Here is a 10,514-nt window from a genome sequence, read left to right on the forward strand (position 1 = left end):
AGAAGTTCGGATGTGTGACAAGTGGTTCCGAGCGGCGCGCTATAGAAGGTCATCGCTACTCTATTCCGCTCGCGCGCTGAAGCGCGCGGACATAGTGTGTGATCTGCAGAACATCCTCATCGCTTACACCTTCGACGGCCGGCATGTTTCCGAACCGCCAGTGATGCGCCCGGACACCCTGCTTGGCCGCGAGAACGAACGCCATGTCGCCATGGTGGCTTGGCTCGTAGATGCGATGAACGAGCGGCGGTCCCTGGGCGGAGCCCGCCGCGTTTACGCCGTGACAGGCTGCGCAATTCGCGTCGAAAAGAGCGCGTCCTTCTTCTTGCTCCGGCGTCAGGGTGGGCAAGGTGAGCGAGGCGAGGTCTGGCGCACTAGCGTCATCACGTTGGGACGAAACTATCATCCACCCCGCTGTTGCGGCGACCGCAAGACCCGCGAAACCATATGCGAGGAGACGCGTGTTCATGTGGTCGCTGTCTTCTGGCCTGCAAGATCGTCGAGGATGGGGCAGTCCGGGCGGTCATCCCCGTAACAAGGCGCAACGAGCATTTGCAGCGTTCCACGCATGGCTTGGAGTTCTTCGATTTTCCTTGCGATCCGGTCGAGATGTTCAGTGGCCACCTGTTTAACGTCGGCGCTGGCCCGTTCCCGATCCTCGTAGAGGGACAGCAGCGCCCGGCATTCCTCGATGGAAAATCCAAGCGATCGCGCGCGGGCGAGGAAGGCAAGCTTGTGGGCGTCACGTTCCGAGAAGGCGCGATAACCTTTCACACCACGCGCGGGCCGCGCGAGGTCGATATCCTCGTAGTAACGCATCGTTTTTACAGGCAGGCCGCTCGCGGCTGCCACTTCGCCGATGTTCATCGCCACATTTCCTTCTGAGCTAACGTAAGGTCTCCAGTCACTGGAAGGTCAAGCTGTTTTGGAACCTTCCAGCGTGGGAAGGTCGTTCACAAGTACAGGAGGTTTATAAAGATGAACTATTCTCGCTTCTTCGCGATGATCGCGACGTCAACCGTGGTCATGTATGGCCTGATGTATCTCAACACCTACGCCATCGATCACGTTTTCTATTCGCAAACCCGGATGTGGATGGCGCTCTATATGGGAGCGGCCATGTCGGTTGTGATGCTGGCTTTCATGTTGGGTATGTATTCGAACAAGACTGCAAATATCGCGATCTTCGCCGGGGCTGCCATTGCATTTGCAACCTCACTTTATCTGGTTCGTAGTCAAGATACCGTTGGAGACCTTGCGTGGATGCGCGCGATGATCCCCCATCATTCGATTGCCATTCTCACAAGTGAGCGCGCCGACATTTCCGATCCGAGGGTTCGCGCGCTGGCCGATGCGATCATCGAGGCACAACGCAGAGAGATTGAAGAAATGAAGATCTATATCGACGACATCTCGCGAAATGGTGACGCTGCACCGGGGACAGAGCGCATTGACCCGTAATTCGACCGCCCTTGACCCTCCAGTAGCTGGAAGCACTACCTCTGGCGTAAGCAGAGGAGCAAATCATGTCCGACACAGCGCTCGACACCGATAAGATCACCCGCGACCCGGTTTGTGGCATGATTGTCGACCCGGGCGCGGGCAAACCGACCGCTTCGCACGATGGTCATCTCTATCATTTCTGCCACGAGGGCTGCCGTGCGAAATTCGAGGCGGACCCCGAGGCCTACGTTGAAGCTGAAGACCCGGTCTGCGGCATGAGTGTGAATCGCGCCAGCGCGCGGCACATGGCCAAGCACGCGGGTGAGCGGTTTTACTTCTGCTCGGGGCGGTGCAAGGAGAAGTTCGAGGCCGCGCCGGACAGCTATCTTGGCGACCGGCCCGACCCCGAGTCGATGCCCGAAGGCACGCTCTACACCTGCCCGATGGATCCGGAGATCGTACAGGAAGGGCCGGGCGACTGTCCGATCTGCGGGATGGCGCTGGAGCCGATGATGCCCTCTGCCGATGCCGGACCGAACCCGGAATTGATCGATTTTCGTCGGCGGCTCTGGATCGGTGCGCCGCTCGCTTTGGCCGTTCTGGTGCTGGAGATGGGCGGGATGCTGGGCCTGCCTTGGGCGGAGTGGTTCGGGGGCACCACGGTACGATGGATGCAATTCCTGCTCGCCACGCCCGTGGTCGTCTGGGTGGCGCAGCCGTTCTTCAAGCGCGGCTGGTCATCGATCGTGACGGGCAATCTCAATATGTGGACGCTGATCGCAATCGGGACCGGTGCGGCTTACAGTTTCAGCCTGGTCTCGCTCCTGCTGCCGGGCATTTTTCCCTCAACTCTCAGCGGGCCGCATGGGCCGCCGCTCTATTTTGAAGCCTCCGCGGTGATCCTGATCCTCGTCCTGGTGGGCCAGGTCATGGAACTGACCGCGCGCGACCGCACCGGCGACGCGATCCGGGCGCTGATGGACCTTGCGCCCAAGACCGCGCGGCGGGTGACGGATAACGGTGAAGAGGACGTGCCGCTGGATGCGGTGAGGTCGGGAGACAAATTGCGCGTGCGTCCGGGCGAGTCCGTGCCGGTCGATGGCACTGTCGCAGAAGGTCGTTCATCCATCGACGAAAGCATGATCACCGGCGAACCCGTTCCGGTCGAGAAGACCGAAGGGGATGCTGTGACAGGCGGGACCCTCAACAAGACCGGCTCTTTTTTCATGACGGCTGAAGCTGTCGGGAGCGACACCGTGCTCAGCCGGATCGTTGCCATGGTGGCGCAGGCGCAGCGGTCCCGCGCGCCGATCCAGGCCCTCGCGGACCGGGTTGCCGGCTACTTCGTTCCCACAGTGATCGGCATCGCGGCGCTGGCCTTCCTCCTGTGGCTGGTTTTCGGACCTTCTCCGGCGCTCGGCTACTCCGTCGTTGCGGCGGTCAGCGTGCTGATCATTGCGTGTCCCTGCGCGCTCGGCCTCGCCACGCCCATGTCGATCATGGTGGCGACGGGGCGCGGGGCGCAGGCCGGCGTATTGATCCGGGATGCCGAGGCGCTGGAGCGGTTCGCGCAGGTGGATGTTCTGATTGTCGACAAGACCGGGACATTGACCGAGGGCCGCCCGAGTCTCACCGATGTCGCGGCCCTCGGCGGCCATGACGAGGCGCGGGTCCTTGCCCTTGCAGCTGCGTTGGAGCGGGGGTCGGAACATCCGCTGGCAGAGGCGATCCTTTCGGGCGCGGAAGAGCGGGACGCGCTGCGGCTCGAGGCGACCGATTTCGATGCGGTTACGGGCAAGGGCGTGCGCGGCAGAGTCGACGGTCTCACGGTCGCGCTCGGCAATGCCCGTTTGATGGACGATCTCGGGATCGATCTGGCAGAGGTCGAGACCCGCATCGCCGGGCTGCAGGACGAGGGAAAGACGGCCATGCTGCTAGCTGTCGATGGTCAGCTTGCCGGCATCGTCGCGGTTGCCGACCGGATAAAGGAAACGACGGCGGGCGCCATCCGCGATCTGCACGCGGCCGGGTTGCGGATCGTCATGGCGACAGGCGACAGCCCCCGCACCGCAGAGGCCGTGGCCCGAGAGTTGGGCATCGACGATGTGCGCGCGGGCGTGTCGCCGGAGGACAAGGCGGCTTTTGTTGAGGAGTTGAAAGGCGACGGCCTGTCCGTTGCGATGGCGGGCGACGGTGTGAATGACGCACCGGCACTCGCCATTGCGGACGTGGGCATAGCCATGGGCACGGGCGCGGATGTCGCGGTCGAAAGCGCGGGCGTGACCTTGGTCAAGGGCGATCTGCGGGGCATTATCCGAGCGCGCGTGCTGGCGCAGGCCACGATGCGCAACATCCGCCAAAACCTGTTCTTCGCGTTCGTCTACAATTCGGCGGGCGTGCCGGTTGCCGCGGGGATCCTGTTTCCGTTCTTCGGCGTTCTGCTGTCGCCAATGATCGCGGCGGCCGCGATGAGCCTGTCCTCGGTTTCGGTCATCGGCAATTCGCTGCGCCTTAGGGGGATCAAGCTGTGAGGCGCCGGTATCTCCTTGCCGGGCTGATCTTTGCGGGAGGTGCTGCCGCCGCAGTCTGGTTAGGCAGCGGCATCACCGGCGGCCCCTTCGAGCCGGTCCGTGTTGCGAACCTGTCGCGCGGCGAAGCGATTTACCTTGAGGCCTGCGCCTCCTGCCACGGTGCCAACTTGGAGGGGCAATCCGACTGGCGCTCGCCGGGCCCCGATGGGCAACTGCCCGCGCCGCCCCATGACGAAACGGGCCACACCTGGCACCACCCCGACCGGATCCTTCTCGATATCACGATGCGCGGCACGGCGGCGGTGGTCGGCGGCGGCTACGAGAGCAACATGCCGGGCTTCGGAGATGCTTACACCGAAGAAGAACTGAGCGACGTCCTTGAGTGGATCAAGACCCGGTGGCCGGAACGCGAGCGCACCCATCAGGCCAGCGTCACCGCGCAAGACGAGGCCACTAGATGACTGAAAGCGAAGGAGCTGAAGAACCAAGCGTCTTGCATCGCCGCGCTGCACTTCTCGGTGTAGCTGCGGCGGCTGTAGGAGCTTGGTGGGCATGGCCGAGGGTAGCGCAGCTCTTCGTCGGAGACTTCGACTTCGAGCCATTGGACGATCCACAAGGATTCCGCCGCATCGCGGCTGGCGAGACCAGTGGCATGCCCAGTCCTTTCTTCGGGCTGGACGCGCCAGACGCGCAAGAGCAAGCGATACCCGAGGAGGCAGTGCGCGCAGACCTGTGCACAGGCCTGTTCGGCGGCTCGCCTCCCGCGGGCGTCGTGCCGATCGCCTCGTTCTCGGACTACAACTGCCCGTTCTGCCGCGTCCTGACGGAAAGACTTTCCAATCATGGAGAGCGCTCTGGCGGAGACAACCGCATAACCTGGCACGAATGGCCGAGGCTCGGGCCGAACTCTATCTCGGCGGCGAGGGCCGCCCTTGCCGCTGACATGCAAGGCGCCTACGCGGCCTTTCACAAGCGACTGATGCGCGGGCGTTTCGTCGCGACGCCGGAATATCTGGAGATCCTTGCCCGGGACATCGGCGTGGACGCGGACCGCTTGCTTTCGGACATGGAGAGCGACGCGGTTTCCAAGCGATTGCGCACCACCGAAGCGATCGCCCGCATCTTCGGTTTCATTGGGACGCCTGCTCTGGTGGTTGGGCGCACTGTAATCGTCGGAACTGTGTCCGAGAGCGTGATCGCGGCCCTCGTCGAACGGGAACGTCGAGACGGGCCGCTCCCCGTTTGCAGCGCGTGAGAGCCGTGCTGAATTCGCCCTCCCGACTTACTTCAGCGTCAGACGCACCCATCCGCGTTCGGGCCTGGTCAGAACACCACGCTTCTCGAGGGCCGCAATGGCGCGGTAGAGCGCAGGTGGCGTGACGTCCAGATCCGCCGCAATCGATATGAGCGACGTGTCCCGCGGCAAGGCCCCGGTCGCGTCTCCGAGATCGCTGAGCCGGGCGAGAAACCGTTCGGTCAGCGGGGTGATTGCGCGAAGCTCGAGAAGACGCCGCGCTGTCATCAACGACTGCGCGAGGTGCAAGCTGAAGATGTGCCCGAGGCCTGGCTGGGTCTCAAACGCCTCAAGCACCAGTCGCTTCGGCAAGAGGCGCAGTTGCGAAGCCTCCGCTGCGATGGCGTCGCAATGACAGGTCTCGGCGAAGATCGACGCCTCTGCGAAGGTCTCGCCCGCGCGCGCCACATGGATCCGTACACTGCGTCCGGTCTCCGTATGGCGCAAAAGATCGATCCGGCCGTCTGTCAGGAACGGGAGCCCGGGAGGATTGTCGCCCTGACGAAACAGTGATTGCCCAGGCTCTAGAACTACACTGCGCGCGCCCGCTGATTGGCATGCCTGTTCAAGCCGATCTAAGAATTCCTGCGCTGACATGATCACGATCATATCTGAACATTCAGCGGCTTGGATAGGGTGCCGCTAACGGGAGAAGGAGGTTCGCATGTTCTTCAGAGTGCTCGCGATGACGCTTTCAACGATGGCTGCCGTGGGGGCGACGCCATTGACAGCCCAAAACGCGGACCATTCGGGCCACGCAGGTCATGTGATGCCGGGACCCGAAGCATCGGTCATACCGTCCGAGCCAGGAGATGGCTCCTTCGCCGCGATCAGTGAGATCGTGGCCATGCTCTCCGCTGACCCGGACACCGATTGGACCCGCGTCGACATCAACGGGCTGCGCGAACATCTCGTCGACATGAATCAACTCGTGATCGGTGCCAGCGTTCACTCCGAGCCTCTGCCAAACGGCCTCAGTGTGCGGATCGAAACGTCGGGGCGAGCCGGTGGGGCTGCGTACCGGATGGTTCCCGCGCATGCCCCGTTTCTCGCGGCCGAGACCGGGTGGCAGTCGGAGCTTGCCAGCGTAGGCGATGAAATCGTCTGGACGGTCACCGCGACAGATGGCGGAGCTGTCGCGCGTATCCAGGCACTCGGATTCTTCGGGCTGATGGCGACCGGCGATCACCATCGGATGCACCATCTGGCAATGGCCAGAGGCGAGGCAGCACGCTGAGCCGAACGGTCTGCCGAACGTCTCGGTGATCCAATTGTGTGACCTTGGCTCGCAAGAGCCCAGAGACTACCTTGAGGCGCTCGTTGAACGTTCCGGCGTCTGCCCTCTTTTGCATTTGTCCGAGTGCTGACCGGATCGTGCAGTGTTGGGTGATGACAACTCTGTGCCAACACGTACGACATGGCGATTGCAAGTATCGACAAACCTACGGCTAGCGACAGAGATATCAGGAGTGCAATGGCAATCGGCCCGCCGAACTTCGGAAGACGCCTAAGGGTTGGCTTTAGCCGCTTGGAACGCCTGATTGCGGACGCGTACAAGGGAATTGCGCTGATGAAAGTCGCATAGAAATACACCCCGGATATGTTCTCGAACAGAGCGGAGCGTGACAGAGTGGGTGCGACGACCTGAAGAGCCGTGGTGCGACTGCCTCCGAACGATCCGTACCAGTCGGCTGAAACGACGTAGATCAAGGCATGAAGGCAAAGGAACAGGCCGAGCCTGAGGAAGACATTGACAACGATGTAGCTTGCAGGATCGCCACCCTGCTTGGCTCTTTCATGAGAAAGTGCGAACAGGAAGAAACCGACATAATTGATGACAAAGATCACAGGCAGGCCATTCGTCACGACCCGCCTCAGAAAACGCCTCAGCGATGGTCCTCCTTGAGCCAACGCAGATGAAAGCCCGGGCGAGAGTCCAACGTAAAGCAGCAGGACTGGCAGCAATCCCGCCATACTGAAAAGCAAGAAGTTTCAAAGGAATTGCATTCCTGGCATCTGCGTTGAGAAATACCGGTCCAAACCACCAGCCTCAGGTCCCGATTAATTCTAGATTAGGCTGGAAGGTGGCAAGTTGGCCATGGAGGATCGGAGCAATCCAATCGCGCAAACATGACTTTAGGAACTGCCAGCGTGAGATCCGTGTGCATTCTGCGTCGGAAGCCCGCAATGCGCAGTCGAGCGGACGCACTAGTCCGCAAGTCGAACGGCAGCTCTGTCCCGCACAGCTGACCTTGGCATCGACAGCAGCGAACGACCGGTGATTAGGTACCTCCGAGCACTTAGGTCGACACGGATGAATGCCGACGCTGTCTTTGTCGGCACTAGTAGTTCACCTGCTCAAAACCGTAGTTTCCTTCATAGTCACGCCAGTCGACGAACACGGAACGGTGATAGATGCCGGGGCAATTCTGGCCCCATCGTTCGAGACCGACATGGTCGGCTGGCAGGGCCGCTATGGAAGACCTCTGCCAGGTGAAGTCACCTTGGATGCCATAAGTGCCGACGACCACGGTGGTGCTACGGTTGCAGTCACCATCACGGCCGGATTTATGCTGTCGCGCATACTGGACATCATAGACGCGGATGGACCGCACGAAGTTGAACTCAGGTCCGCTGATATCGATGTCCGCGCGATCTTGAACGAGCCGGAGGGCCTGGCCGGCGGGAACAAGGTATTTTGGGGCTTCCGGGGTGCGCCAAGCAGCCATAATTGGTCCAGCGGCATCGCGCGCTGGAAAGGATTGTCGCGGTCCAGTGCTGTTGTTCTGGAAAAACGCTTCAAAGATGCGGTCTGCACTGTTTGCTGCTGGAGCGGTCTCAAAGGACGCGCCCATGGGACAGCGCCAGATTTGAAGCGGCGGTTCCACCGGCCAAGGCGTAATGCGTCGGATTAATTCGGCACGGGCTCTGGCGCATGGCACGGAGGCAGGCCAGCCGCCAGACAGGCACAGGAGGATCGCGCAGTCAATCGGGTATGTCTGCGCGCGGGCGGGAAGCGGCAGCGAAGTGCTTGTCACAGTCAGAGCGAATGCGAGCGAGGGGAGGAGCTTCTTGAGTAGATGACACATGCTGAGGACCCTCTGTTACAAGGTTCAGCATACGTACAATAATATACTATCGCAACATTAAGTATAAATACGCATAAGGAAGTTTATGTTAAGAATGAAAGTATTAGCCAGCCTTCCTTGGCTTTCAGAAAATCCTGACCTGAGTTCCCACTTCTGCCAGAGCAAAAAGTTCAGCAATGTGCTCGTTGTACAGTCCAATACAGCCGTTTGATGATTGCCGACCGATCTTGCGCGTGTCACCGGTTCCGTGCACCCGGTAATACTGCCACGACAGATAAAGTGCGTGTGTTCCAAGCGGGTTGTCAGGACCCGGCGGCCAATAGTCAGGCCATTCGGGGTTACGCTCTTTCATTGATGGAGTGGGCCGCCAACTCGGCCCCTCCACCTTCCTTATAACCTCTGTGTATCCTCGGCGGGTCAACTCTTCCGAGGCAGGGACACTCGACGGATAGAGTTTGTAGACACTTTCGTCTTCCGACCAATACTGGACTGCACGCGAGTCGATGTCGCACAAAATTGCACCGTGCTGAAGGTTATCGAAGTGGTCTTGCCAGAGATCCGCACTAAAGGACGAAATATTTCTGCGTACCGCCGAGGGCTCCTGCTCCTGAGCACGGAGAAGGGAAGGTGCTGCCAGAAGTCCGATCATAGTTGTCGAAACGAACTGGCGTCGTGTTTTCAGTGTTTTTGTCATATGCCTCGCCTCACTCTTTTGTTGGCTGACGGATACGACCTCTAGAAGCTAGAGGTGCAACTGAAAAACGATGACGTTCTCGTGAGGTCGCGAGTTTACAGGTATCGACGCGTTTCAGCGCAATAATCGCGATACTTGGAGCCGTATTGTTCATGCAGCCATGGCTCTTCCGCGAGCGGGGCAAAGGTCAGCGCGGCAACTCCAACGATGACGATAGGCCAAACCCAAGATGATGCGAAGAGAAGACCAAAACCTATCAGGATGGCCATGTCGGCAAGGTACTGCGGATGCCGAGAGAAACGGTAGAGACCCGAAGTGATCAGCTCGTCTTTCGCACCGCTGGTGGCTTTCAGTCCAATGCTGAATGCCCCCCACCAGACAATCAGATTTCCGGTTGCGATCAAGAACGGCCCGACCGCCCAACGGAGTGGGTTGGCCATGGAAGCGGATTTCCAATCCAAGATGCCCAAACCGATCACCGCCCCAAACACGGCCAATGTGAGACCCCATGCAATGTTTGGTATGACTGAATGCTCTCTGTTTGGAGGCCAGATGCGCTTGGACGGGCGGGCGATCGACCAAAGGAGCGCACCAATCAAAACCAGACCGGATAGCAGGCCAACGACCACTAGTATGCCTTGGGCAATCGTCATGAGCGGTGTCCGAACACCTGCGCCTCCTGATGCGCATTGTCGCTCGCTTCGAATTCAAGCGTGGAATGCTCGATTGAGAAACGTTCATGCAGCACCGATTTGACGTTTTCTTTAATCTTGTCGGCCTCACCCATCCATTCGCGTTCGACGACAATATGGCAGTCCAATGCCGCAGCGTGCTCCTGCATTTGCCACAGGTGGACATGATGCACGTCCACAACGCCATCGACACTCTGGATCGCTCTGACCACGTCATTTCCATCAATATCTGGTGGGCTCCCAAGCATCAGGGTTCGAATTGGGCCCCCTATTTCGGTGAAGGACAAATACAGGATGTAGAGCGCGATGCCGATGGTGATGGCCGGATCAACCCAACGCATTTCATAGAGTATAATGAGCGTCCCGCCGACTATGACGGCCACTGAAGCCAACGCATCCGAAAGGTTGTGGAGAAAAAGCGCACGGATGTTCACGCTCCCCTTCTGCATCGAATAGGTCAGCATTGCGGTCAGCGTGTCGACCACAAGCGCAATTCCACCGAGAATGACGACGGTCCAACCCATGACTTCGGGTGGATCAATCATGCGCATGCCACCTTCGTAGATCAGGTAGAAGCCGATCAAGATCAGGGTGGTGTAGTTGATCAGGGCTGCGACGATTTCGACCCGGCCATATCCGAAAGTCATGCGCTCATCGGCCGGGCGGCGCGCGATCTTGCGCGCGGCAAAGGCAATGACAAGCGAAGCCATATCGGAAAAGTTGTGCAGCGCATCGGCGATCAGTGCCAGGCTGCCCGACAATATGCCCCCG

The 10,514-nt window shown here is 60.1% G+C and carries 12 protein-coding genes; 5 read left to right on the plus strand and 7 right to left on the minus strand.

What is annotated here, in order from left to right:
- Window positions 1-55: 55 nt before the first annotated feature.
- Together ACFORG_RS04495 and cueR are read right to left on the minus strand one after the other, a co-directional pair.
- Complete coding sequence (locus ACFORG_RS04495; RefSeq protein WP_386734183.1) at window positions 56-469, minus strand: cytochrome c; 414 nt, start codon at window positions 467-469, stop codon at window positions 56-58.
- The gene (gene cueR, locus ACFORG_RS04500; RefSeq protein ID WP_386734184.1) at window positions 466-867 is read right to left on the minus strand and encodes a Cu(I)-responsive transcriptional regulator; all 402 of its coding nucleotides are present in this window, start codon (window positions 865-867) and stop codon (window positions 466-468) included. The genes ACFORG_RS04495 and cueR overlap by 4 nt, the downstream gene beginning before the upstream one ends.
- A 111-nt stretch (window positions 868-978) precedes the next feature.
- Between cueR and ACFORG_RS04505 the strand changes: the two genes are divergently transcribed.
- The 4 genes from ACFORG_RS04505 to ACFORG_RS04520 all read left to right on the plus strand — a co-directional run bounded on the left by ACFORG_RS04505 (window position 979) and on the right by ACFORG_RS04520 (window position 5,229).
- Window positions 979-1,461 (plus strand): DUF305 domain-containing protein, encoded by a 483-nt coding sequence (locus ACFORG_RS04505; RefSeq protein ID WP_386734185.1) that lies wholly within the window; start codon window positions 979-981, stop codon window positions 1,459-1,461.
- 65 nt (window positions 1,462-1,526) lie between these two features.
- Window positions 1,527-3,974 (plus strand): heavy metal translocating P-type ATPase, encoded by a 2,448-nt coding sequence (locus tag ACFORG_RS04510; protein ID WP_386734186.1) that lies wholly within the window; start codon window positions 1,527-1,529, stop codon window positions 3,972-3,974.
- Window positions 3,971-4,435: a c-type cytochrome gene (locus ACFORG_RS04515; protein WP_386734187.1), complete on the plus strand. Its 465-nt coding sequence runs from the start codon at window positions 3,971-3,973 to the stop codon at window positions 4,433-4,435. Before ACFORG_RS04510 ends, ACFORG_RS04515 begins: the two co-directional genes overlap by 4 nt.
- Window positions 4,432-5,229, plus strand: coding sequence for a DsbA family protein (locus ACFORG_RS04520; RefSeq protein ID WP_386734188.1), 798 nt, complete (start codon window positions 4,432-4,434; stop codon window positions 5,227-5,229). Before ACFORG_RS04515 ends, ACFORG_RS04520 begins: the two co-directional genes overlap by 4 nt.
- Before the next feature lie 27 nt (window positions 5,230-5,256).
- On the opposite strand, the gene ACFORG_RS04525 is transcribed toward ACFORG_RS04520, so the two are convergent.
- Window positions 5,257-5,877, minus strand: a complete 621-nt coding sequence (locus tag ACFORG_RS04525) for a Crp/Fnr family transcriptional regulator (protein ID WP_386734189.1) — start codon at window positions 5,875-5,877, stop codon at window positions 5,257-5,259.
- A gap of 55 nt (window positions 5,878-5,932) precedes the next feature.
- Here ACFORG_RS04525 and ACFORG_RS04530 point away from each other — a divergent pair, with 55 nt between their 5' ends.
- Complete coding sequence (locus ACFORG_RS04530) at window positions 5,933-6,505, plus strand: hypothetical protein (protein WP_386734190.1); 573 nt, start codon at window positions 5,933-5,935, stop codon at window positions 6,503-6,505.
- Window positions 6,506-7,610: 1,105 nt separating this feature from the next.
- On the opposite strand, the gene ACFORG_RS04535 is transcribed toward ACFORG_RS04530, so the two are convergent.
- The 4 genes from ACFORG_RS04535 to ACFORG_RS04550 all read right to left on the minus strand — a co-directional run.
- Window positions 7,611-8,357, minus strand: a complete 747-nt coding sequence (locus ACFORG_RS04535; RefSeq protein WP_386734191.1) for a hypothetical protein — start codon at window positions 8,355-8,357, stop codon at window positions 7,611-7,613.
- 124 nt (window positions 8,358-8,481) lie between these two features.
- Window positions 8,482-9,006, minus strand: coding sequence for a L,D-transpeptidase (locus tag ACFORG_RS04540; RefSeq protein WP_372439885.1), 525 nt, complete (start codon window positions 9,004-9,006; stop codon window positions 8,482-8,484).
- 140 nt (window positions 9,007-9,146) lie between these two features.
- A complete protein-coding gene (locus ACFORG_RS04545) occupies window positions 9,147-9,704 on the minus strand; it encodes a methyltransferase family protein (protein ID WP_386734192.1) in 558 nt (185 codons plus the stop codon).
- Window positions 9,701-10,514: cation diffusion facilitator family transporter (locus ACFORG_RS04550; RefSeq protein ID WP_386734193.1), on the minus strand; the 814-nt coding region annotated here is incomplete at its 5' end. The genes ACFORG_RS04545 and ACFORG_RS04550, both read right to left, overlap by 4 nt.

The sequence above is a fragment of the Lutimaribacter marinistellae genome (genome assembly GCF_042648365.1).
GTDB lineage: Bacteria > Pseudomonadota > Alphaproteobacteria > Rhodobacterales > Rhodobacteraceae > Lutimaribacter_A > Lutimaribacter_A marinistellae.

What these genes read in the sequence shown, in the direction of transcription:
- ACFORG_RS04540 (WP_372439885.1), bottom strand. Translation starts at nt 9,006, where the DNA reads ATGATCGGACTTCTGGCAGCACCTTCCCTTCTCCGTGCTCAGGAGCAG.
- ACFORG_RS04530 (WP_386734190.1), top strand. Translation starts at nt 5,933, where the DNA reads ATGTTCTTCAGAGTGCTCGCGATGACGCTTTCAACGATGGCTGCCGTG.
- ACFORG_RS04545 (WP_386734192.1), bottom strand. Translation starts at nt 9,704, where the DNA reads ATGACGATTGCCCAAGGCATACTAGTGGTCGTTGGCCTGCTATCCGGT.
- ACFORG_RS04520 (WP_386734188.1), top strand. Translation starts at nt 4,432, where the DNA reads ATGACTGAAAGCGAAGGAGCTGAAGAACCAAGCGTCTTGCATCGCCGC.
- cueR (WP_386734184.1), bottom strand. Translation starts at nt 867, where the DNA reads ATGAACATCGGCGAAGTGGCAGCCGCGAGCGGCCTGCCTGTAAAAACG.
- ACFORG_RS04510 (WP_386734186.1), top strand. Translation starts at nt 1,527, where the DNA reads ATGTCCGACACAGCGCTCGACACCGATAAGATCACCCGCGACCCGGTT.
- ACFORG_RS04525 (WP_386734189.1), bottom strand. Translation starts at nt 5,877, where the DNA reads ATGATCGTGATCATGTCAGCGCAGGAATTCTTAGATCGGCTTGAACAG.
- ACFORG_RS04505 (WP_386734185.1), top strand. Translation starts at nt 979, where the DNA reads ATGAACTATTCTCGCTTCTTCGCGATGATCGCGACGTCAACCGTGGTC.
- ACFORG_RS04535 (WP_386734191.1), bottom strand. Translation starts at nt 8,357, where the DNA reads ATGTGTCATCTACTCAAGAAGCTCCTCCCCTCGCTCGCATTCGCTCTG.
- ACFORG_RS04495 (WP_386734183.1), bottom strand. Translation starts at nt 469, where the DNA reads ATGAACACGCGTCTCCTCGCATATGGTTTCGCGGGTCTTGCGGTCGCC.